A 22,491-nucleotide genomic window follows, 5' to 3' on the forward strand; every position below is an offset into this window, starting at 1 on the left:
TTCCGTGCTAGTATGGAAACAGAGTTTCCCGGAGTCGGGACATTCCATTGATTACATACAACAAACGGAAAGCGAACATGGATAAAGGAGGCTGTATTCCGATGAAAACGGATATCGAAATCGCGCAGGAAGCGAAAATGCTGCCCATCGCAGAAGTGGCCGCCAAGCTTGGAGTTGCCGAGGACATGCTGGAGCCCTATGGCCGCACCAAGGCCAAGCTGGATCTCAACCCCCTGCGAGAGATGCCTCGAAAGGCCAAGCTGGTGCTGGTGACCGCCATCAACCCCACGCCGGCGGGCGAGGGTAAGACCACCACCAGTGTGGGACTGGCCGATGCCCTCAATCAGCTGGGCAAAAAGGTCGTTCTCTGCCTGCGCGAGCCCAGCCTGGGCCCCGTGTTCGGTGTGAAGGGCGGCGCGGCCGGCGGCGGATATGCCCAGGTGGTCCCCATGGAGGAGATCAACCTCCACTTCACCGGTGACTTCCACGCCATCGGCGCGGCCAACAACCTGCTGGCCGCCATGCTGGATAACCACATTCAGCAGGGCAATGCGCTGGATATCGACGTGCGCAAGATCACCTGGAAGCGCGCGGTGGATATGAATGACCGCCAGCTGCGCAACATCATCTGCGGCCTGGGCGGCAAGCCCAACGGCGTGCCCCGTGAGGACGGATTCGACATCACGGTGGCCTCCGAGATCATGGCGGTTCTGTGCCTGGCCACCAGCCTGACCGATCTGAAGGCCCGCCTGGCCCGCATGGTCGTGGCCTATACCCGGGATGACAAGCCGGTCACCGCCCATGACCTGAAGGCCGAGGGCGCCATGGCCGCCCTCCTGAAGGACGCCATCAAGCCCAACCTGGTCCAGACCCTGGAGCACACCCCTGCGCTCATCCACGGCGGACCCTTTGCCAACATCGCCCACGGCTGTAACTCCATCATGGCCACCGACACCGGCATGAAGCTGGGCGACTATGTGGTCACCGAGGCGGGCTTCGGCGCCGACCTGGGTGCTGAGAAGTTCCTGGATATCAAGTGCCGCGCCGCGGGCTTCGCGCCCAGCGCCGTGGTGATCGTGGCCACCGTCCGCGCCCTGAAGCACCACGGCGGCGTGGCCAAGGCCGATCTGAATCAGGAGAACCTGACTGCGCTGGAGGCCGGCCTTCCCAACCTGCTCCAGCACGTGGAGAATGTGACCAAGGTCTTTGGTCTGCCCTGCGTGGTGGCCATCAATGCCTTCCCCACGGATACCGCCGCCGAGCTCAAGCTGGTGGAGGACAAGTGCAAGGAGCTGGGCGTCAACGTGGCCCTGTCCGAGGTGTGGGCCAAGGGCGGCGAGGGCGGCAAGGCCCTGGCCGAGGAAGTGGTCCGTCTGTGCGAGCAGCCCAACCAGTTCCGCTACTGCTATGAGTCGGACGCCTCCATTGAGGAGAAGCTCAACGCCATCGCCACCAAGATCTACCGGGCCGAGGGCGTGGATCTGACCCCCAACGCCAAGAAGCAGCTCAAGCAGCTGACTGAACTGGGCTACGGCAATCTGCCCATCTGCATGGCCAAGACGCAGTACTCCTTCTCGGACGATCAGACTCTCCTGGGCGCTCCCAAGGGCTTCCGCATCACGGTGCGCAACCTGAAGGTCTCGGCGGGTGCCGGCTTTATCGTCGCCCTGACCGGCGATATCATGACCATGCCCGGCCTGCCCAAGGTGCCGTCGGCGGAGAAGATCGATATCGACGAGAACGGCGTGATCTCTGGTTTGTTCTAAGGCCGGGAATGGTCATGTCCGCCGCAGGTGCGGCGCAACAAGTCCTTTGGCAAAGCCAAATGCTTGATGCCGGGCGGATTGATTCCGCCCGAGCAGATCAAAGAAAAGGGCCCCAAAGCGGCCCGCCGCTTTGGGAAGCATGCCCGGCCTGCCCAAGGTGCCGTCGGCGGAGAAGATCGATATCGACGAGAACGGCGTGATCTCCGGGCTGTTCTAAGCGTTCCATTCCGTGTTCATAAAAAATCCCTGTCCGGTGCGCAGTGCCCGGACAGGGATTTTTTGTTTTGCAATTATGAGGAAGAAGAGTTCAGGTACCGGATGATACCATCCGCCATGCCCTGAGCCAGAAGCTGCTGGTAGGCCGGGTCGGACAGGCGCATGAGCTCCTCATGGGAGGACATAAAGCCGGTCTCCACCAGAATGGCGGGCATTTTGGTCTGCCGCAGGACGGTATAGTCAGAGTTGTTCCGGATGCCGCGGTTGATAGCCCCGGTGGCCTCCGCCGTGGCGTCCTGGACGGCCTGGGCCAGTTTTTGGCCCTTGGTACTGCCTGTGGAATAGAAGGTGATGAGCCCCTGGTAATTCGTGTTGTTGGCCAAGGCGTTGCAGTGGATACTAATGAAGAGGTCGGCGTCCACCTCATTGGCCACCGCACAGCGGTCGGAGAGGGTCATGTAGACGTCACTCTCCCGGGTCATGATTACGTTGTAGCCCTCGTCCTCCAGAATGTCCCGCAGATAGAGACTGATGGGGAAGGTGAGATCCTTTTCCATGATCCCCTCGTAGTAGGCGCCGGAGGCGGAGCCGCCATGGCCGGGGTCGATCACAATGGTGGCCGTGGAGGGGTCGATGGGATCGGTGGGAATGTCCGGAGGAGGCGCCACATCCTCATAGTGAGAGGTCACCAGAACGCCGCCCACCTGCTTCTCTACGGTTATATTTTCCGAGTAGGTAAAGCCCTCCGCCAGGTCAAAGACCACGCGCACTGTGTGGGGATAGCTGTATCCCAGGTCGTCCCCGTGCTGGGCGTAGCGGACGGCGGTGATCACCTCGTTTTCCACGGTGATGCTGCCGCTGCCCGGGTCGATGACCGTGCCCAGAATATCCACGGCGACCCGGGTTCCCAGATCCACCACCCGGTATTCCGGAACATGGTTGGTGGCGATAAAGATGGACTGGGCGTTGTCATCCTGCTCGATGCGCACGATAGTGCCCCGATCCTCATGCTCCGGCGACGGTGTGGGCGTAGGGGTCGGCGTGGGAGTGGGAGTCGGTGTGGGCGTAGGCGTAGGAGTAGGAGTCGGGGTCGGCGTGGGGGTGGGGGTGGGAGTCGGAGTCGGAGTAACTGCACCGGTACGGATATCGGCAGTAAAGGTGTCGTTATCCCAGAGGACCTCCGCACCCAGGGTCTCGGAGACAAAACGGAGGGGGACCATGGTGCTCTCTTTTCCGTTGTATTTAACGGCACCGGCCGGAACGCCGCCGGGCAGATCGGTAATCGTGCCGTTGACCGTTGCCTTGGAGGAGCCCAGGGTGAGCACGATGGTCTGACTCTCATTCTGGATGATGACCTGACGGGTGTCGTTGACCCAGAGCACGTCGGCACCCAGGGCTTCCGAGACCAGACGCACCGGGACCAGAGTCCGCCCTGCGCCGCCGATGTACTGGATGAGGGCCGGGACGTCAGGCGGGGTAAGGGCCGTGCCGTCCAGCTGGAGCTGAACCAGATCGGTCTGGACAGGGGCGTCATAGCGCTTGGCGCTCTCACTGTAAAAAGAGACGCTCAACGTTCCCGCCGGTCCGGCCGCCTGGGCGGTGAGAAAGCCGGCCAGCAGACAGAGCATGGCGAGGAGACATAGGAAAGTTTTTTTCATGACGGACTCCTTTTCTGAGAATTGCAGACATAATTTTACCGGAAAGGAGCAAATCCGTCAACCGAATCCAGGAAAAATAGTTGACATAAATTTCGAAAGAACTTGTGCAAAATCGGGAAAGAAGGGGCTTGGAAGGGTTGCGCTCTCTGCCGCTTCTTGATACAATAAACTAAATCGCTAAATGAGAGCGACACCGTTTGGAGGGAAACCACATGATTCGAATCACACGTTCCGGCGTCTATTACCGTTCCGGCGCCTTCCTCTCGGAGGAGGAGGGCCGGACCGCCGGTCTGCCTGCCCCCGCCCAGGCCAGAGAGGGCACCATGGCCTACGGCATCCTCAAGGCCCACAACACCCTGGACACCATGGACCGTCTGGCCATCCGGTTCGATGCCATGGCCTCCCATGACATCACCTATGTGGGCATCATCCAGACTGCCCGGGCCTCCGGGCTGACGGAATTCCCGCTGCCCTATGTGCTCACCAACTGCCACAACTCCCTGTGCGCGGTGGGCGGCACCATCAACGAGGATGACCATGTCTTCGGCCTCTCGGCCGCCAAGAAGTACGGCGGTGAGTTTGTACCTGCCCATCAGGCAGTCATCCACTCCTATATGCGGGAGCGGTATGCCGCGCCGGGCAAGATGATCCTGGGTTCCGACTCCCACACCCGGTATGGCGCCTACGGTACCATGGCCATCGGCGAGGGCGGACCGGAGCTGGCCCGTCAGCTCCTGCGCAAGACCTATGACATCGCCTATCCCAAGGTCATCGGCATCCATCTCACCGGTGCGCCCCGGCCCGGCGTGGGTCCCCAGGATGTGGCCCTTGCTATCATCGGGGCTACCTTCCGGGAGGGCGTGGTAAAGAACGCCGTCATGGAGTTCTTTGGACCCGGCGTGGGGAGCCTGTCCATGGACTACCGCTCCGGCATCGACGTTATGACCACCGAGACTGCCTGCCTGTCCTCGGTGTGGAGCACCGACGAGACGACCCGCGCGCATCTGACTGCCCTGGGCCGGGGCGAGGAGTTCAAGGCCCAGGCCCCTGCGGACGGAGCCTGGTATGACGGCCTTCTGGAGGTGGACCTGTCCACGGTGGAGCCCATGATCGCCCTGCCCTTCCATCCCTCCAACGCCTATACCATCCGGGAGTTCAAGGCCAACGCCCGGGAGCTGCTCCGCCAGGTGGAGGCCGACGCGGCCGAACAGCTGGGGATCAAGGGCGCCGCGCCCCTCACCGACAAGCTGGTGAATGGACAGTTCCGGGTGGATCAGGGCGTCATCGCCGGCTGCTCGGGCGGTACTTATCAGAACCTGGTACGCGCCGCCCAGATCCTGAAGGGGAGCGCCATCGGACCGGATGAGTTCTGGCTCTCCTGCTACCCCGGCTCCATGCCCATCAATCTGGAGCTGACCCGGCAGGGCTATATCGCCGACCTGATGGCGGCGGGTGCCTCCATCCGCTCCTGCTTCTGCGGTCCCTGCTTCGGCGCGGGAGACGTGCCCGCCAACGGCGCCTTCTCCATCCGCCACTCCACCCGCAACTTCCCCAACCGGGAGGGCTCCAAGCCCGGCGAGGGCCAGATCTCCTATGTGGCCCTGATGGACGCCCGCTCCATTGCGGCCACCGCCCGCAACGGCGGCGTGCTCACCGGGGCGGACGAACTGCCCGACTGCCCGGCCGATCAGAAGGACGAGAGCTGGAGCTATGACGATTCGGCCTACCGTTCCCGGGTCTATTTCGGCGTGGGGAAGGCAAAGCCTGAGACCGAGCTGGTCTACGGCCCCAACATCGCCGACTGGCCCGAGCAGATCCCCCTGCCGGAGAACCTGCTCCTCACGGCGGCGGCGGCCATCTACGATCCGGTGACCACCACCGACGAGCTGATCCCCTCCGGTGAGACCTCCTCCTATCGCTCCAACCCCCTGCGGCTGAGCGAGTTTGCCCTGTCCCGGAAGGATCCCCAGTATGTGCCCCGTGCCAAGGCCATCCTGGCGGAGGAGCGCAAGCGCCGCGCCGGAGAGGCCACCGATGCCCTCATGGGACGAGACCCCAAGACCACCGGCCTGGGCTCCTTCGTCATGGCCCTCAAGCCCGGCGACGGCTCCGCCCGGGAGCAGGCGGCCTCCTGTCAGCGGGTGCTGGGTGGCTGCGCCAACCTGTGCGCGGAGTTTGCCACCAAGCGCTACCGCTCCAATGTGGTGAACTGGGGTATGCTCCCCTTCATCGCCGAGGACGTGAAGGATTGGAACATCCAGCCCGGCGATCAGCTCTATCTGCCCGGGATTCGTGCCGCGCTGGAGCGGGGCGAGGAGAGCATCCAGGCCGTCCTGATCCAGAACGGAGCGGAGCGTCCGGTGACCCTCAAACTGCCCGGCATCACCCAGGAAGAGCGGGAGATCATCCTGGCCGGATGCCTCATCAACTACTACGCCAAATAAGGTAAGCCATCGAAAAGACGGGGACCCGCGCCGCGGGTCCCCGCTTTTGACAAAAGACTTGTTTTCCAAAGGTTGAAAAGGAGAAATACGTACTATGATGACAGAGCGCGTGTATGATCTGGACAGTTATATCCGCTCGGTAGAGGCCACGGTTCTAGCCTGTGAGGAGCGGAAGGACGGATGGCGGATCGCCCTGGACCGGACCTGTTTCTTTCCGGAGGGAGGCGGACAGTTCGGCGATGTGGGAAGCCTGTACCCGGCGGAGGGAGAGCCCCTGTCCGTCACCGACACCCAGGAGGCGGAGGGCACGATCTGGCACCACACGGACCGTCCTCTGCCGGTGGGTACCCGCGTGCGGGGGGAGATCGACTGGGAGGTGCGTTTTTCCCGGATGCAGTGCCACACCGGAGAGCACATCGTCTCCGGGCTCTTCCACACCCTCTACGGACTGGAGAATGTGGGCTTTCATCTGGGAGACGAGGAGGTCACCATTGACCTGAGCGGGCCGGTGACCTGGGCGGACGTCCAGGAGGTAGAGCGCCGGGCCAACCGGGCAGTGGCGGAGAATGTCTCCGTGGTGTGCGCCTACCCCGCGCCGGAGGAGCTGGAGCACCTGGAATACCGCAGCAAGCTGGATCTAAAGGAGCACGTGCGCATCGTCACCATTTCCGGGTATGACCGGTGTGCCTGCTGCGCGCCCCATGTGGGGCGGACGGGAGAGGTGGGGCTCATCCACCTGCTCTCCATGCAGAACTGGAAGGGGGGCGTGCGCCTGCGCATGCTCTGCGGCAGCCGGGCGGTGGAGGATGTGATGCGCAAGCAGGAGAGCATCACGGCCATTTCCAATCTGCTCTCGGCCAAGCAGGAGGACGTGGCGGAGGCCGCCCGCCGGATGAGCGGGGAGCTGGAACAGACCAAACTCCGCGCTGCCCGGCTGGGGCGGGCACTGGCCTGTGCCAAGGCGGAGCTTCTGCCCCGGGAGACCGAGCGGGTACTGGTTTTTGAAGAGTTGGGCACCGACGGGCTCCGGGCGCTGGTCAACGCCGCCTTGGAGCGGGGGATCGGACTGTGTGCCGCCTTTGCCCCGGAGGAGGGACGTTTCCGCTATATTCTGGGCTCCGCGGGGCGGGATCTCCGGCCGCTGGTCCGGGAGATGAATGCCGCCCTGGAGGGACGGGGCGGCGGCTCGGCCGGGATGGTCCAGGGCAGTGTCACCGCCGGCCGGGCGGCCATCGAAGCCTGGTGGGACAAGTGTGAATAAACCGTAAAAACTGGATGTAGCGGGCGGAGAAGCCGCCTTGGGACTTGAAAGAAAACGGCTTTTCCTGTATAATGTCAAGTTGTTTATGCGAAGACTACCCTTCGCGGGAATTACTACGAGAGGACTGAACAAAATGAGCGCATCCAGAGAAAAGAAGCAGCGCCAGGATGACCCCAACCAGGGGCTCACCCAGAAGCAGATCAAGGAGCGCAAGGAAGCTGCCATCAAGAAGCGGAATACGGTGATCTATACGGTCATCGGCGTGGTGGTGGCCGTCCTGGTGGTGGCCCTGCTGGTTTGGAATTCCGGCTTCTTCCAGAGCCGTACCGTCGCTATGACCATCAACGGACGGGATTACAGCCCCGCTGAGGTCTCCTACTACTATGGGCAGACCAAGCAGAGCTACGGCTATTATCTGTCCATGATGGGCTATGACTCCACCAAGTCCGACCGGGACCAGGTGGTGGATGAGGAGAGCGGCAAGACCTTCTATGATCTCTTTATGGAGCAGGCGAAGGCTACCATGATCAAGGAGGCCGCCCTGGCCGATGCGGCCCGGGAAGAGGGCGTGACTCTGACCGAGGAGAGCCAGGAGCAGCTGGAGACCGCCCTGGAGAGCTACCGCAGCGGCGCCAGCCAGAACGGCTACCCCAGCCTGAACAGCTTCCTCAAGGCCTACTTTGGCTCTTATATGAATGAAAAGGTCCTGCGCAGCTGCCTGGAGGAGAGCCTTCTGGCCTCGCAGTACCAGACCGCTTATTCCGACAGCCTGACCTATGATGACGCCGCGCTGGAGGAGTATTACACCGAGAACGCCGCGGACCTGGACACCTTCCGCTATCACACCATCTTCTTCAGCGGCACCGCGGAGAGCACCACCGATGAAGAGGGCAACACCGTGGAGCCCACGGAAGAGGAGCAGACTGCTGCGATGGAGGCGGCCAAGGCTAAGGCCGACGCCTTCCGGAGCGAGGTGGAGAAGTCTGACTTTGCCACGGCGGCCGAGGCGGCCAAGGCGGAGGACGAGGACCTCACCTATGAGGGAGAGATGAGCCATGTGGGCAGCGCCCTGGCTGGCCCCTATCAGGAGTGGCTCAGCGACAGCAGCCGCAAGGCCGGCGACATCACGGTGGTCGAGTCCGAGGGCTCCGGCTACTATGTGGTGCAGTTTGTGGAGCGCTTCCGCAACGAGGACGACTTCGGCACCGCCAATATCCGCCACATCCTGGTGAAGGCCGAGGTGGCCGAGGGAGCGGAGGAGCCCACCGAGGAGGCCATGCAGGCCGCCGAGGATAAGGCCCAGGAGATCCTGGATCAGTTCAAGGCGGGCGATCAGAGCGCCGACTCCTTTGCCGAGCTGGCCAAGGCCAACTCCGAGGACCCTGGCTCCAAGGACAACGGCGGCCTCTATGAGGATGTGACCCGGGACACCAGCTTCTTTGCCGATTTCCTGAACTGGATCTTTGCCGATGGCCGCAAGGTGGGCGACACCGGTCTGGTGGAGAATACCCAGTCCGGACAGCAGGGCTGGCATGTGATGTATCTGGACAGCGTGGGCGATCCCCTGTGGAAGTACACCGCGGAGAACGATCTGCGGGATGCCGACGTCCAGACCTGGCTGGAGGGCCTGCAGGAGGGCTATGAGGCTGTGGACGGCTCCGGTATCCAGTATATCGGCTGATCTGCACGAGACCATTTGAATTTGACAGCCTGAGGGGGCGGGGCATTGCCCCGCCCTCGTTTTATCGGGCGGAAGGAGTGAACACAGTGGGACAGGAAGCCTTTTTGCGTACGGAGATGATGCTGGGGGAGGCCGCCATGGAGCGGCTGTGGAACAGCCATGTGGCCGTGTTCGGTCTGGGCGGCGTGGGAAGCTGGGCTGTGGAGGCCCTGGCCCGGGCCGGGATCGGCGCGCTGACCCTGGTGGACCATGACGAGGTGGGAATGACCAACCTGAACCGGCAGCTGGGGGCCCTCCACTCCACCCTGGGGATGCCCAAGGCGGAGGCACTGGCCGCCCGGGTGAGAGACATCAGCCCGGATTGTCGGGTGACACCGGTGGTGAAACGGTATGAGGGAGCCTGCCGGGAGGAGTTTTTCGGCGAGCGCTATAATTTTGTGGTGGACGCCATCGACCTGGTCTCCTGCAAGCTGGATCTGATCCAGACTGCGCTGGAACGGGGGATCCCCATGATCTCGGCACTGGGCACGGGCAACAAGCTGGACCCCAGCCAGTTCCGCATCAGCGACATCTCCAAAACAGAGGGCTGTCCCCTGGCCCGGGTGGTGCGCAAGGAACTGCGCAATCGGGGGATCCATCACCACCGGGTGGTCTGGTCTCCCGAGCTGCCCGCCGTCACGGACCAGAGCGGGGAGGCCCCGCCGCCGGGACGCCGCAGCGTGCCCGCCAGCGTATCCTGGGTGCCCTCCTGCGCGGGGCTGATGATGGCCGGCGACGTGATCATGACACTTGCGGGACGGAACCAGGCATAGAACGGAATCTGGAATAAAAGCATCCCTCCATTGGCAGACTGAGAGCAATGGAGGGATGCTTTTTGATAAATCGGAATGGAAAAAAACAGCGGCTGCCCCTGGCGGCCCTGGTTGCAGGTGGATTGGCGGGGCTGGCAAACGGCTTTTTCGGCGGGGGAGGGGGGATGATCCTGGTGCCCATGCTCCTGGGCCGCTGTCAGCTGGAGCCCCGCCGGGCCTTCGCCACATCGGTGGCGGTAATCCTGCCCCTGTGCATGCTCTCGGCCGGGATCTACTGGCTCCGGGGCGGACTGGATCTGTCCCTGGCGCTGCCCTATCTGGTGGGGGGACTGGCAGGAGGATTCTTGGGCGGAAAGCTCTTCCGGGGGGTCAATATCCTGTGGCTGCGCCGGATTTTTGGCGCGTTCCTTCTCTACGGCGGGGGGAAGGCGCTGCTGGGATGGTAGCCTGGTGGGGGGCGGTGCTGGTGGGCGGGCTGACCGGCATCCTCTCCGGGTTCGGCGTGGGCGGGGGGACTCTTCTGCTCCTCTATCTCACCGCGGTCGCCGGAATCCCCCAGCACCTGGCCCAGGGGATCAACCTGCTCTATTTTCTGCCCACGGCGTCCACCGCCCTCGTTTCCCATGTGCGCAACGGGTATGTAGACAAAAAAACAGCGGTGCCCGCCATCCTGGCCGGACTGGCGGGCACCGCACTGGCGGCCTGGGTGGCCACAGGGCTGGAGGTGGAGCTGCTCCACCGGTGCTTTGGGGGCTTCCTGCTGGTGGTAGGGGTGCGGGAGCTCTTCGCCCGGCCCCGTTAACCCTTCTCTCCGGCGCTCACGTCAAAGCGGCGGACATCCACCTGGGCCACGTGGGCCTGTTCCACCTGGTGGATGGCCTGGAAGGGAGCGCCCGCCATATGGGCGTCCAGATGGGCCTGGCTGTCCCAGTGCTCCAGCAGCACCAGCCGGTCGGGAGACTCCACGGCGGCAAAGAGCTCATACTGGAGACAGCCCGCCTCTCCGCGGACCTGTTCCAGAAGCTGATTCTGCTGAAGGGCGGCCAGGAAGGCCTCCCGGGCGCCGGGGTGGAGGGTGTAGGTCACATTGAGCACGATATGCATGAGAAAAGACTCCTTTCCAAAACATGATGTGCGGGGATGCACGCCGGAGGAGATGGGATCAGGGGCGGTTCCGGCGGAGGGTGAGATAGCCCTCCAGGATCAGCGTGGCGGCCACGGCGTCCACCGTCTTTTTGTGCTGCTTCATCTTCTTGCCGCTGGCGTGGAGGATGCTGTGGGCCTCCACGGTGGTGCGCCGCTCGTCCCAGAGCACCGGGGTGAGGCCGGTACGCTCCTCCAGCTGTCCGGCGAATGCCCGGTAGAGCTCGGCCCGGGGGCCCTCTGTGCCGTCCATATTGCGGGGGAAGCCCATGACAAGCTCCTCCACCCCGTGGGCGGCGATCAGCTTTTCGATCTCCTCCGCGACCACCTCGCTCTTTCGGCTGTGGATGACGGTGGTAAAGCCGGCCAGAAGACCGGTGGCGTCCGATATGGCGATCCCGGTGCGGGCATCGCCGTAGTCGATGGCCATAATGCGCATGGTTTCATTCCTCCTTCGTGTCTGGTTCTATTATCCGGGCAGAGAAGGAAAAAGTCAATTTTTATTTCAAAAGAAGCTTGACTTTCAGTGGAGGGTGTGCTATTCTGAAAACACCTATGAAAGAGGGCTTTTCTTTTGTGCACGTTTTTACGGTGTGACGGGCATGAAACCCTCCCCTCCAGGCGAGGACATAGGGAGGCAGACATGCCGAGTCCGCACCGTGACGATAGGCGCAGTGCGCCCACGTCGCTGGATTCGGCCAAGGGCTGTATCCGGCGTTTTTTTATGCCGGTGTACCGCTCAACTATTGAAGGAGGTGCCGAACACATGGCAAAGGCAGGTTCCCGGGTGAAGATCACCCTCCGCTGCTCCGAGTGCAAGCAGAGAAACTACAACACCAACAAGAATAAGAAGAACACTCCCGACCGTCTGGAGCTGAACAAGTACTGCCCCTTCTGCAGAAAGCATACGGTTCACAACGAGACCAAGTAATGAGAATGTATCTCTCATTAAGAAAGAAGGGTGTACGGAATGCCTGATTACGAGAAGAACGAGCAGGCCGCTGCCGCCAAGGCGGACAAGTCCAAGAAGGATGTCAAGAAGTCCAAGCCTGGCTTTTTCGCCCGCATCGGCAAGTGGTTCCGCGAGATGAAGGTCGAACTCAAGAAGGTCCAGTGGCCCACGAAAAAGCAGACGATCAACAACACCGTCGTCGTCATCGTGTGCTGTATCGTCATTGGCATCTGCATCTGGGCGTTTGACTGGCTGGCGCAGTCCGTCTTCGCCGCGCTCATGAATCTGTTCAAGGGTTAAGGAGCGGCGAGTATGGCAGATAACGCGAAGTGGTATGTCGCGCACACCTATTCTGGTTACGAGAACACCGTAGCTGCTTCCATTGAGAAGGCGGTGGAAAACCGCGGGATGCGCGATCTCATCCATGAGGTAAACATCCCCATGGAGACGGTTACCGAGATCACCGAAAACGGGCCTAAGACCGTGGACCGCAAGGTCTTCCCTGGCTATGTGCTGGTGAAGATGGTCATGACCGACGAGACCTGGCACCTGGTGCGCAACGTGCGCGGCGTGACTGGTTTTGTGGGTTCGGGCAGCAAGCCCATTCCCCTCACCGAGGAGGAGGTTGCCTCCATGGGTGTGGAGAAGAAGGAAGTCGTGGTCGGCTATGAAGTGGGCGACCGCGTCAAGATCACTGAAGGCGCGCTGGAGTCCTTCCTGGGCGCCGTGGAAGAGATCGACCTGGAGCGCAGCAAAGTGCGCGTCGTGGTCGAGATGTTCGGCCGTGAGACCCCTGTCGAGCTGGAGCTCGATCAGGTGGAGCGGGTCGACGACTAAACGGGTGAAAGACCCCGTATCCCCCGCACGTGGGAGGAATTGTATCAATTCCGTCTCAACCACATTTAAGTAGGAGGTGCTGTTTCAAATGGCACAGAAAGTTACTGGTTACGTCAAACTGCAGATTCCTGCCGGCAAGGCGACTCCCGCCCCCCCTGTGGGCCCCGCCCTCGGCCAGCATGGCGTGAATATCGCCGCTTTCACCAAGGAGTTCAACGAGCGCACCAAGAATGACGTGGGCATGATCATCCCCGTCGTCATCACCGTGTATGCCGACCGCTCCTTCACCTTCATCACCAAGACTCCTCCCGCCGCCGTGCTCATCAAGAAGGCCTGCAACATCGAGTCTGGTTCCGGTGTGCCCAACAAGACCAAGGTTGCCACCATCAGCAAGGAGGACGTCCGCAAGATCGCGGAGACCAAGATGCCCGACCTGAATGCGGCCAGCATCGAGTCCGCCATGAGCATGATCGCCGGCACCGCCCGCTCCATGGGCGTTGTCGTGGGCGACTAAGGCGAAGGAGGGAGAAGCAATGTTTAGAGGTAAGAAGTACGTCGAGAGCGCCAAGAAGATCGAGAAGGGCACTCTCTATGATGCCGCTGAGGCTATGGACCTGGTCGTGAAGACCGCCACCGCCAAGTTCGACGAGACCGTCGAGCTGCACGTCAAGCTGGGCGTTGACTCCCGCCATGCGGACCAGCAGGTCCGCGGCGCCATCGTCCTGCCCCACGGCACCGGCAAGACCCAGCGTGTGCTGGTCTTCGCCAAGGGCGACAAGGCTGAGGCCGCCAAGGAGGCCGGCGCTGATTTCGTCGGCGAGATGGACCTGGTGCAGAAGATCCAGTCCGAGAACTGGTTCGACTATGATGTGGTCGTCGCCTCTCCCGACATGATGGGCGTGGTTGGCCGCCTCGGTAAGGTCCTGGGCCCCAAGGGCCTGATGCCCTCCCCCAAGGCCGGCACCGTCACCCCCGACGTGGCCAAGGCTGTTAAGGAGATCAAGGCCGGTAAGGTCGAGTACCGTCTGGACAAGACCAACATCATCCACTGCCCCATCGGCAAGGTGTCCTTCGGCGCTGAGAAGCTGACCGAGAACTTCACCGCTCTCATGGGCGCCATCATCAAGGCTAAGCCTGCTGCCGCCAAGGGTCAGTATATCAAGAGCTGTGTCACCGCCACCACCATGGGCCCCGGTGTGAAGATCAACGGCGCCAAGCTGGTGTAAGAAGCGCGAAGGCCGCGAACAGGGGAGCCAAGGAACGGCGCAGGCGAAAAAACAGGTCGGCCGCAGGCCGGCGGCATTTTTCGCGGAGCGTGACTTGGCGACCCGATCGTGCGCGAGCCGTAGCGTGACAAGCCGGGGAGATGTGCCATCCGGCGCAGCCCCACAAAAAAGATCATTTCCGGACAGGTTATGCTTGACATAGCCTGTCCGGGGTGATATAATAATTCGCGTGTTCAAAGACAGCGGGCAGCCATAAGCCCCGCCGAGAATGCAGCAAGTGAAGAAGCTTTCTTTGTGCTGTTTTCGTGCTTTGAGCATGAGAATAGCATTTTTTATTTCATGGAGGTGAATCCCACATGCCTAACGCAAAGGTTCTGAGTGAGAAGCAGGCCATTGTCGCCGACCTGACTGAGAAGCTGAAGACCGCTGCCAGCGGTGTTCTGGTGGACTATAAGGGTATCACCGTTGCCGAGGATACCGCCCTGCGTGCCGAGTGCCGCAAGAACGAGCTGGACTACGCTGTTGTGAAGAACACCCTGGTTCGTTTCGCCATCAACAACGTGGGTCTGGAGGAGATGGATTCCGTTCTGAATGGTACCACTTCTCTGGCCCTGAGCCATGGTGACCCCATCGCTCCCATGCGTGTGATCGCGAAGTTCGCCAAGCAGTTCAACGGCGAGAAGTTCACCATCAAGGCCGGTTTCATGGACGGCAAGGTGCTGTCTCTGGACGAGATCAAGGCTCTGTCCGACCTGCCTTCCAAGGAAGTCCTGCAGGCTCAGGTTCTGGGCACCATGCTGGCTCCCATCACCAGCCTGGCCATCGTCCTCAAGGCGATCGCCGAGGAGAAGGGCGGCTTCGTCGAGGCTGCTCCCGCCGAGGAGGCTCCCGCTGCCGAGTAAGGTTGGTACGTCAGTACCCGCCTGACAGCGGTTCTGTTCCCCGCATCCCCGCACTGGGGAGACTCAAACTTATTTTTTAAATGATTGAATTTAGGAGGTATCTTATCATGGCTAGCGAGAAGATCACTGCTTTGATTGAAGAGGTTAAGGGCCTGACTGTTCTGGAGCTGTCCGAGCTGGTGCACGCTCTGGAGGAGGAGTTCGGCGTTTCCGCTGCTGCTATGGCTGCTCCCGCTGCTGGCGGCGCTGCCGGCGGCGAGGCTGCTGCTGAGAAGACCGAGTTCGACGTGGTTCTGGCCGGCTTCGACGCTGCTGCTAAGATCAAGGTCATCAAGGTTGTCCGCGAGATCACCGGCCTGGGCCTGGCTGACGCCAAGGGCCTGGTCGAGGGCGCTCCCAAGGCTCTGAAGGAGGGTGTCTCCAAGGACGAGGCCGAGGAGATGAAGAAGAAGCTCGAGGAGGCCGGCGCCAAGGTCGAGCTGAAGTAAGAGTTTCTCTTGCTGTACTGCAACGTGCGTGTCCCAATCGGGGCACGCACGTTTTTTTATGCCCTTTGACGGCAGACGGATCAAATGCTATGATGGGATAACGTTAAGAAATTGCTAAGAAATGCCCCTGGAAAACTATAAGAAGCGCCTGCTATCCTATCCTTGCCGGAAGGAGATCGGGACCGATCGGGGAAGTTCAAACGGTGGAGGAGATGTCTAGATGGAAGCGTGTGTACTGGTAGTGGATGACGACCGGGAGATTGTCCAGGCTATTGCCCTGCTGCTGGAGAAGGAGGGATACCGGGTGCTGCGGGCCTACAACGGCCTGGAGGCGCTGGAGCTGGCCTGTGAGCGCTCGGTACAGCTCATCCTGCTGGACGTGATGATGCCCAGGCTGGACGGGCTTTCCGCCCTGATGAAGATCCGGGAGAAACGGAACCTGCCCATCATCGTGCTCTCCGCCAAGAGTGAGGACAGCGACAAGATCCTGGGACTCTCCATGGGGGCCGACGACTATGTGTCCAAGCCTTACAATCCCCAAGAGCTGCTGGCCCGGGTCCGCAGTCAGCTGCGGCGGTATACCCGGCTGGGGGATGTCCATGCGGAAGAGCGGAGCGGAGAGATTGTCAACGGCCGTCTCACCTATTTGCCGGAGGCGCTGGAGCTTCGGGTGGATGGAGAACCGGTCCGACTCACCGCTACTGAGACCCGCATCGTGGATCTGTTGATGCGCAATCTGGGACGGATCTTTCCGGCTGAGGAGATCTACCGCCGGGTGTGGGACGGGGAGGAGGCCTATGCCTCGGAAAACACGGTCATGGTCCATATCCGGCACATCCGGGAGAAGATCGAACTCAATCCAAAGGAACCGGAGTATTTAAAGGTGGTGTGGGGCATTGGATACAAAATGGAAAAAAAGTAAAGGTATTTTGAGTGTGCTGTTCCTCCTGATCGGACTAACGCTCATGGCCATTTTTGGAGGTATCGGACTGTTGAGCGCCGGTAGCCTGGAACTGGGTGATGTGGCGGACAGCTTCCGCAGCGACTATCAGGATACCCGGCGCTTCCGCAGGGAGATCAGCTATGACCTGCGTGCCATGCTGGAGTTTGTGCTGACCGGGGAAGAGACATCCTGCTTCCAGGATGAGAACCTCCGCTGGGGGATTTGGCAGGATGAGAAACTGTTGGCCGGCAACCTCAACGGCATCACGGGAAATCTGACGGGACATCAGGAACCGGGCTATAATTTCTACCTGGAGTACCGGGACGGCAAGGTGCAGATCTGGAAGGACGGCGCTGAGGTGGATGTCTATGGAGACGAAGTCTACCGGGAGCAGTGGGAGCAGTGGGAGCTGCCCGGCTACCGCAATCTGGACACCGAGCTCTTTGCGGGCGGAGGTTGGACCGATAGCGGTCGGGGCTTTGACCTCTCCAGCATCACTGGGGCGGCCACACCCATGGCGACAGCGGTCCCTGGGGAGACTGGCGGGGAGGAGCCTGCCGCTGACACCGGGGAGCCGTGGGACGGCGTGACCATCCGTCTGGCTGCCGCCCAGACACCGGTGTATTTTTACCACTCTATGGGGCTCTATGATGTAGCCGATACCTTGTACACCATGCGCCTTGCGGTATGTATCGTGGGAGGCTGCTTCCTGCTGGGTGTGGCGCTGGTGGTGTGGAGCCTCCTGTGGCGGCGCTGGATGGCGCTGACCTTCCGGGCGGCTGGACGCCTTACAGGGAAGATCTGGCTGGAGGTCAAGCTGCTCCTCCTGGCGTTTCTGGTGGGACCGTTGATGGTGTCCCTCTCCTACGCCTACGAGCCCATTTTCCTGGCCTTTGCCATCGGCCTGTGCTGGATTCTGGTGTTTTACCTCAACGACTTCCTCTGCAATCGGGGCCGTCTGTGCCGGGTGAGCTTCTGCGGCTGGCTGGCGGGAAAGCTGCGGGGAGATGGGTTAGACCTGCCCCTCCAGCGTCGGGCCATGCGGAGCGGAGTGGTCCACCTGATGGCCGTGGTGATTCTGGCCCTGGGGGCCGCGGCCTTTGACTTGGGGTTATTTCTGTCGGCCTGGCGCAGCGGCTCTATCCGGATCTGGGTCCCATTCCTGATCGGGCTGGTGGGGCTGGTGCTGCTGGGGATCGTCTTTCTCCACTGGAAGGAGGAGCGGGCAATGATCGAAGACCTGGGGGCCCTCTCCGATCAGATCGAGGCGGTGCGCAGGAAACAGCAGGGGACCATGCTGGCGGCGGAGCGCCCCCTTGCCGGGCTCTCCCAGGCGGTAGCCGACATCGACAGCGGCCTTCAGCAGGCGGTGGAGGAGCGGCTGCGCAGCGAGCGGATGAAGGTAGAGCTCATCACCAACGTCTCCCACGACCTCAAGACCCCGCTGACCTCTATCCTGAGCTATGCGGCCCTTCTGGAAGAGGAGGAACTGCCTGACCATGTGCGGGACTATGTGACCATCCTCAACGACAAGGCCCAGCGCCTGAAGAACATGGTACAGGAGGTCTTTGACGTGAGCAAGGCGGCCTCCGGAAATCTGAATCTCCACTGGGAGGAGCTGGACCTGGCCAAGCTGCTGCGGCAGACCCTGGCCGACCAGGCCGAGCCCATCGCCGCAAGCGGTCTGGATCTGCGCACCCGGCTTCCGGCGGAGCCGGTCCTCATCCGGGCGGACGGCGACCGGCTCTACCGGGTCTTTCAAAACCTGATCCAGAATGTACTCCAGTACAGTCTGGAGGGCTCCCGGGCCTACCTCACCCTGGAGACCAACGGGGAGAGCGGACGGGTGTGCGTCCAGAACATCTCCCGGGAGGAGCTGTCTCGGGAGAAGGACTTCACAGAGCGCTTTGTCCGGGGGGATGAGAGTCGCAGTGACGGTGGGAGCGGGCTTGGTCTGGCCATCGCCAAGAGCTTTACCGAGGCCTGCGGCGGAACCTTCCGGCTGCGGACCGACGCCGACCTCTTCACCGTAGAGGTAGAATTCCCGTGTATTCACCCCTCCCTTCCGGAAGGGACGGAGTCAGTATAAGCCAAATGCCCTGCGGATGGGAGGATGTCCCCGTCCGCAGGGCATTTCTCTGGGAAAAGATGTGTACAAAATAGACAATCCACTTTACTTTCTGCGGGGATATGGTTATACTGATGTCTAGTAACTGCCAAACGGTGCGGCGAGGGCTCGCCGCTGAAAAGGGAAGCCGGTGAAAATCCGGCGCAGTCTTACCTCTACTGTAAGCGCGGACAAAGGCGTCAGACCCATTGGCTCTGCCGAGAAGGGACGCCGGCGGAAGAAGCGCAAGCCAGGAGACCTGCCTTTTGGCCGACGTCGCTCTTAGGTGGAGAGCGCCGCTGTTTGCCTGTGCAGATCTGCGGCCCGTCTCCTCTGGAGGCGGGCTTTTTCTGTGGGGAGGTGGAGCATGCCGAAGCTGGAATACTATATCCCGGTAGGGCGGCAGCGGCTGCGCTGCGGCTATACCACCGGCACCTGTGCCGCGGCGGCGGCACGGGGCGCGGCGCAGGCCCTGCTGACTGGTATTCGCCCGGCCGGAGTGGAGATCGACACCCCCGCCGGTGTGCGGGTACAGGTAGAGCTGCTGGACTGGTCCGCTGGAGCGGACTGGGCCATGTGTGCCGTGGAAAAGGACGGCGGGGATGACCCGGATGTGACCGATGGCATGCGGATCTATGCCAGAGTCTCCCGGCGGAGCGACGGCACGCTGCGGGTGGACGGGGGAGAAGGTGTGGGCCGGGTGACCCGACCTGGGCTGGACCAGCCCCCCGGCGCGGCGGCCATCAATTCCACCCCCCGCCGGATGATCGCCGAGCAGCTCGCGGCCGCCCTGCGGGAGGCAGGGGACCACGGCGGACTGGAGGCGGTCATCTCGGTCCCCGGGGGAGAGGCGCTGGCCCGCAAGACTTTCAACCCACGGCTGGGGATCCAGGGTGGGATCTCCATCCTAGGGACCAGCGGGATCGTCCGCCCCATGAGCGAGGCGGCTCTGGTGGACTCCATCACGCTGGAGCTGGACATGGCCCATGCCGCCGGAGTACAGCACCTGCTGGTCACGCCGGGCAACTATGGGGAGGACTACGCCCGGGACCATCTGGGGCTGGAGACGGAGGGCTGCATCTCCTGCAGCAATTACCTGGGGGCTGCCATCGACCACGCGGCAGGGCTGGGCTTTTCCAGTTTCCTGCTGGTGGGGCATCTGGGCAAGCTGGTGAAGGTGGCCGGCGGCGCCATGAACACCCACTCTCGGACGGCAGACGGCCGCCGGGAGACCATGGCCGCCCACGCCGCCCTGTGCGGCGCGCCCCGTGGGCTGGTGGAACGAGTCTTTGAAGCGGCCACCACCGACGCGGCCCTGGAGCTTCTGGAGGAGGCGGGGCTGCGGGAGGACGTGATGGCCTCTCTGACCAGGGCACTCTATGAGAACCTCCGCCATCGGGCGGGGGAGGAGATGGAAATTCAGGCGGTGGTCTTTTCCAACCGCTTTGGCCTGCTGGGGCAGACCCCGGGGGCCAGTGAACTGCTGGCGCGCCACAGGCGCGGGGAAGGAGAATCCTTATGATCCATTTTATTGGCGCCGGACCGGGCGCGGCCGACCTGATCACGGTGCGGGGGGCCCGCCTTCTGGGGGAGGCCGACGTGATCATCTACGCGGGGAGCCTGGTCAATCCGGCCCTGCTGGAGTACCGCAAAGAGGGCTGTCAGGTCTATGACAGCGCCTCCATGACCCTGGAGGAGGTTCTGGACGTCATGCGGGAGACCGAGGCGGCCGGCAAGACCACCGTCCGGCTCCACACAGGTGACCCCTCCCTCTACGGGGCCATCCGGGAGCAGATGGACGCCCTGGATGTGGATGGGATCTCCTACGATGTGACGCCGGGCGTCTCCTCCTTCTCCGGCGCGGCGGCCGCCCTTCAGGCGGAGTACACCCTGCCTGATGTCTCCCAGAGCGTCATCATCACCCGTATGGCGGGACGGACGCCGGTGCCCGAGGGAGAGGCCCTGCGCAAGATGGCCAGCCACGGCTGCACCATGGTGCTCTTCCTCTCCACGGGCCTGCTGGAGGAGGTGGAGCGGGAGCTGATGGCGGGGGGATATGCCCCCGACACCCCGGCGGCCATCGTCTACAAGGCCACCTGGCCGGAGGAGCGGGTGTTCCGCTGCACGGTCTCCACCCTGGCGGAGACCGCCCGTACCAACGGCGTCACCAAGACCGCCCTCATCACCGTGGGACGCTTCCTGGGAGAGGACTACGAGCGCTCCAAGCTCTATGACCCGACCTTTACCCACGGCTGCCGGAAGGGGACCGAGGTATGAGACTGGCCCTCACCGCCTTCACCCGCCGGGGATATGGTCTGGCCTGCTCCCTGGCCCGGGCACTGGAGGAACAGGGGGAGGAAGTGAAGCTGGCCCTCCCGGCACGGCTGGCCCAGGAACTGGGGACAGCCTCCTATGAGCGGCTGGCCGACTGGACGGGAGCGCGCTTTGCCGACTGCGAGGGGCTCCTCTTTGTGGGGGCCTGCGGCATCGCGGTCCGGGCCATCGCCCCCTGGGTGAGGGACAAGTATACCGACCCCGCCGTGGTCAGTGTGGACGAGGGAGGGGCCTGGGTGGTCCCACTCCTCTCCGGCCATGTAGGCGGAGCCAACGACCTGGCCCGCCGGGTGGCCCGGCTCACGGGCGGCACGGCAGCCATCTCCACTGCCACCGATGTGAACGGGCGTTTCGCGGTGGACAGCTGGGCAAAGTGTAAAGGTTTATACATTGACAGTAAAATGGCGGCCAAACGGGTGTCCGCTGCCCTTCTGGCGGGGGATTCCGTAGGGCTGCAAAGTGATTTTCCTATACAGGGAGAGCGGCCGGAGGGCCTCTCGTCGGGGCCGTCTGAGGTGGGGATCGTCCTGACTGCGGACGTGGAAAAGGCACCCTACCCGGTGACCCTGCGTCTTGTCCCACCGGTGCTTACTCTTGGCATCGGCTGCCGGAAGGGAACCAGCTCCGAGACCATCGCCCGGGCGGTGGAGGAGACCCTGAAGGCCTTCCGGCTCCATCCGCGCGCGGTGTTCCAGGTAAGCACCATTGATCTGAAACAGGGGGAGCCAGGGCTGCTGGAGTTCTGCCGGACCCAAGGGCTGCCCCTGTGGGTCTGGACGGCGGAGGAGCTGGCCGGGACACCGGGAGCCTTTACCCCCTCCGCCTTTGTCCGCTCGGTGACCGGGGTGGACAATGTCTGCGAGCGTGCCGCCGTGCGGGCGGGGGGAGCGCTGTTGGTTCCCAAGCAGGGGGCAGACGGGGTCACCGTTGCGGTGGCCCGGCGGCCATGGGCCGTCTCATTTGAAGAAGGAAGCGAGGAAACACCATGCGAGTGACCGTGATAGGACTGGGCCCCGGCGCCGGGGCCGATTTGACCGGGCGGGCCGTGGAGGCTCTGGAGCGCTGCGACCTGATCGTGGGCTACACCGCCTATATCGCCCTGCTGGAGGGGCAGTTCCCCGACAAGGAGCGCCGCTCCACCGGTATGCGCCGGGAGGTGGACCGCTGCCGCATGGCGGTGGAGGAGGCGGCGGCCGGCCGGGATGTGGCCCTGGTCTGCTCCGGCGACTCGGGGGTGTACGGCATGGCGGCCCTGGTGTACGAGGTATCCCGGGACTATCCGCCCATCGAGATCGAGGTGGTCCCCGGCATCACCGCCGCCTGTGGGGGAGCCGCCGTGCTGGGCGCGCCCCTGACCCACGACTTTGCGGTGGTCTCCCTCTCCGACCTGATGACTCCCTGGGAGACCATCGAAAATCGCCTGCGCCTGGCGGCCCGGGCTGACTTTGTGCTCTGCCTCTACAATCCCTCCAGCCGGAGCCGGGCTGACTATCTCCAGCGGGCCTGTGATATCCTGCTGGAGGAGAAGAGCCCGGATACCGTGTGCGGCTATGTCCGCAACATCGGCCGCGCCGGGGAGGAGGCCCATACATGCACCCTCGCCCAGCTGCGGGAGACCCAGGTGGACATGTTTACCACGGTCTTTGTGGGCAACCGGCAGACCTGCCTCATCGGCGGAAAGATGGTCACCCCCCGGGGCTACCTCCAGCGGGGGATGTGAG

General features: G+C 62.7%; 23 protein-coding genes and 1 riboswitch. Of the genes, 20 read left to right on the plus strand and 3 right to left on the minus strand.

Features of this window, described 5'->3' with window-relative positions:
- The first annotated feature begins 101 nt into the window (after nucleotides 1-101).
- A complete protein-coding gene (locus GPK94_RS08190; RefSeq protein ID WP_101693477.1) occupies nucleotides 102-1,766 on the plus strand; it encodes a formate--tetrahydrofolate ligase in 1,665 nt (554 codons plus the stop codon).
- 290 nt (nucleotides 1,767-2,056) lie between these two features.
- Here GPK94_RS08190 and GPK94_RS08200 read toward each other — a convergent pair whose 3' ends face one another.
- Nucleotides 2,057-3,640, minus strand: coding sequence for an N-acetylmuramoyl-L-alanine amidase family protein (locus GPK94_RS08200; RefSeq protein WP_215655498.1), 1,584 nt, complete (start codon nucleotides 3,638-3,640; stop codon nucleotides 2,057-2,059).
- A gap of 212 nt (nucleotides 3,641-3,852) precedes the next feature.
- On the opposite strand from GPK94_RS08200, the gene GPK94_RS08205 reads away from it, so the two are divergent.
- From GPK94_RS08205 to GPK94_RS08230, 6 genes are all read left to right on the plus strand, one after another.
- Nucleotides 3,853-6,084, plus strand: coding sequence for a hydratase (locus GPK94_RS08205; RefSeq protein ID WP_186962786.1), 2,232 nt, complete (start codon nucleotides 3,853-3,855; stop codon nucleotides 6,082-6,084).
- A 94-nt stretch (nucleotides 6,085-6,178) separates the two neighbouring features.
- Nucleotides 6,179-7,345, plus strand: coding sequence for an alanyl-tRNA editing protein (locus GPK94_RS08210; protein ID WP_215655500.1), 1,167 nt, complete (start codon nucleotides 6,179-6,181; stop codon nucleotides 7,343-7,345).
- A 133-nt stretch (nucleotides 7,346-7,478) separates the two neighbouring features.
- A complete protein-coding gene (locus GPK94_RS08215; protein WP_195278290.1) occupies nucleotides 7,479-9,026 on the plus strand; it encodes a peptidylprolyl isomerase in 1,548 nt (515 codons plus the stop codon).
- Nucleotides 9,027-9,142: 116 nt separating this feature from the next.
- On the plus strand, nucleotides 9,143-9,838 hold the full coding sequence (locus GPK94_RS08220) for a tRNA threonylcarbamoyladenosine dehydratase (RefSeq protein WP_215655744.1): 696 nt from the start codon (nucleotides 9,143-9,145) through the stop codon (nucleotides 9,836-9,838).
- A gap of 62 nt (nucleotides 9,839-9,900) precedes the next feature.
- Nucleotides 9,901-10,284, plus strand: a complete 384-nt coding sequence (locus GPK94_RS08225; RefSeq protein ID WP_252192550.1) for a TSUP family transporter — start codon at nucleotides 9,901-9,903, stop codon at nucleotides 10,282-10,284.
- A complete protein-coding gene (locus GPK94_RS08230) occupies nucleotides 10,278-10,640 on the plus strand; it encodes a sulfite exporter TauE/SafE family protein (protein ID WP_186962782.1) in 363 nt (120 codons plus the stop codon). Before GPK94_RS08225 ends, GPK94_RS08230 begins: the two co-directional genes overlap by 7 nt.
- Here the strand turns inward: GPK94_RS08230 and GPK94_RS08235 are convergent.
- Together GPK94_RS08235 and ruvX are read right to left on the minus strand one after the other, a co-directional pair.
- A complete protein-coding gene (locus GPK94_RS08235; protein ID WP_101693471.1) occupies nucleotides 10,637-10,942 on the minus strand; it encodes a putative quinol monooxygenase in 306 nt (101 codons plus the stop codon). The genes GPK94_RS08230 and GPK94_RS08235 overlap by 4 nt on opposite strands.
- A 58-nt stretch (nucleotides 10,943-11,000) precedes the next feature.
- A complete protein-coding gene (ruvX, locus tag GPK94_RS08240) occupies nucleotides 11,001-11,420 on the minus strand; it encodes a Holliday junction resolvase RuvX (protein WP_101693470.1) in 420 nt (139 codons plus the stop codon).
- A gap of 327 nt (nucleotides 11,421-11,747) precedes the next feature.
- Between ruvX and rpmG the strand changes: the two genes are divergently transcribed.
- The 13 genes from rpmG (at nucleotide 11,748) to cobJ (ending at nucleotide 22,490) form a co-directional block, all read left to right on the plus strand.
- Nucleotides 11,748-11,912, plus strand: a complete 165-nt coding sequence (rpmG, locus tag GPK94_RS08245; protein ID WP_087262704.1) for a 50S ribosomal protein L33 — start codon at nucleotides 11,748-11,750, stop codon at nucleotides 11,910-11,912.
- A 39-nt stretch (nucleotides 11,913-11,951) separates the two neighbouring features.
- Nucleotides 11,952-12,233, plus strand: coding sequence for a preprotein translocase subunit SecE (gene secE, locus GPK94_RS08250; protein WP_101693469.1), 282 nt, complete (start codon nucleotides 11,952-11,954; stop codon nucleotides 12,231-12,233).
- Between the two features lie 12 nt (nucleotides 12,234-12,245).
- Complete coding sequence (gene nusG / locus GPK94_RS08255; RefSeq protein WP_101693468.1) at nucleotides 12,246-12,770, plus strand: transcription termination/antitermination protein NusG; 525 nt, start codon at nucleotides 12,246-12,248, stop codon at nucleotides 12,768-12,770.
- Between the two features lie 88 nt (nucleotides 12,771-12,858).
- Nucleotides 12,859-13,284: a 50S ribosomal protein L11 gene (gene rplK, locus GPK94_RS08260; protein ID WP_101693467.1), complete on the plus strand. Its 426-nt coding sequence runs from the start codon at nucleotides 12,859-12,861 to the stop codon at nucleotides 13,282-13,284.
- 19 nt (nucleotides 13,285-13,303) lie between these two features.
- Nucleotides 13,304-13,996, plus strand: a complete 693-nt coding sequence (gene rplA / locus GPK94_RS08265) for a 50S ribosomal protein L1 (protein ID WP_101693466.1) — start codon at nucleotides 13,304-13,306, stop codon at nucleotides 13,994-13,996.
- A 356-nt stretch (nucleotides 13,997-14,352) separates the two neighbouring features.
- Nucleotides 14,353-14,898, plus strand: coding sequence for a 50S ribosomal protein L10 (gene rplJ, locus GPK94_RS08270; RefSeq protein ID WP_101693465.1), 546 nt, complete (start codon nucleotides 14,353-14,355; stop codon nucleotides 14,896-14,898).
- 107 nt (nucleotides 14,899-15,005) lie between these two features.
- Nucleotides 15,006-15,386 carry a 50S ribosomal protein L7/L12 gene (gene rplL, locus GPK94_RS08275; protein ID WP_101693464.1) on the plus strand — a complete coding sequence of 127 codons (381 nt, stop codon included), beginning with the start codon at nucleotides 15,006-15,008 and terminating at the stop codon, nucleotides 15,384-15,386.
- Between the two features lie 220 nt (nucleotides 15,387-15,606).
- Complete coding sequence (locus GPK94_RS08280) at nucleotides 15,607-16,308, plus strand: response regulator transcription factor (RefSeq protein WP_101693463.1); 702 nt, start codon at nucleotides 15,607-15,609, stop codon at nucleotides 16,306-16,308.
- Nucleotides 16,309-16,378: 70 nt separating this feature from the next.
- Nucleotides 16,379-18,418 carry a HAMP domain-containing sensor histidine kinase gene (locus GPK94_RS08285; RefSeq protein ID WP_215655504.1) on the plus strand — a complete coding sequence of 680 codons (2,040 nt, stop codon included), beginning with the start codon at nucleotides 16,379-16,381 and terminating at the stop codon, nucleotides 18,416-18,418.
- Between the two features lie 115 nt (nucleotides 18,419-18,533).
- Nucleotides 18,534-18,718: riboswitch (cobalamin riboswitch) on the plus strand.
- Nucleotides 18,719-18,803: 85 nt separating this feature from the next.
- Entirely contained in the window at nucleotides 18,804-19,958 is a 1,155-nt protein-coding gene (gene cbiD / locus GPK94_RS08290; RefSeq protein ID WP_215655506.1) for a cobalt-precorrin-5B (C(1))-methyltransferase CbiD, read from the plus strand.
- Nucleotides 19,955-20,713 (plus strand): precorrin-4 C(11)-methyltransferase, encoded by a 759-nt coding sequence (cobM, locus tag GPK94_RS08295; protein ID WP_215655509.1) that lies wholly within the window; start codon nucleotides 19,955-19,957, stop codon nucleotides 20,711-20,713. Before cbiD ends, cobM begins: the two co-directional genes overlap by 4 nt.
- Entirely contained in the window at nucleotides 20,710-21,765 is a 1,056-nt protein-coding gene (locus GPK94_RS08300) for a cobalamin biosynthesis protein (protein WP_215655511.1), read from the plus strand. The genes cobM and GPK94_RS08300 overlap by 4 nt, the downstream gene beginning before the upstream one ends.
- Entirely contained in the window at nucleotides 21,756-22,490 is a 735-nt protein-coding gene (gene cobJ, locus GPK94_RS08305) for a precorrin-3B C(17)-methyltransferase (protein ID WP_101693458.1), read from the plus strand. The genes GPK94_RS08300 and cobJ overlap by 10 nt, the downstream gene beginning before the upstream one ends.
- Nucleotide 22,491: the final 1 nt, after the last annotated feature.

It is taken from the genome of Pseudoflavonifractor sp. MCC625 (genome assembly GCF_018784545.1).
Taxonomy (GTDB): Bacteria; Bacillota; Clostridia; order Oscillospirales; family Oscillospiraceae; genus Pseudoflavonifractor_A; species Pseudoflavonifractor_A gallinarum.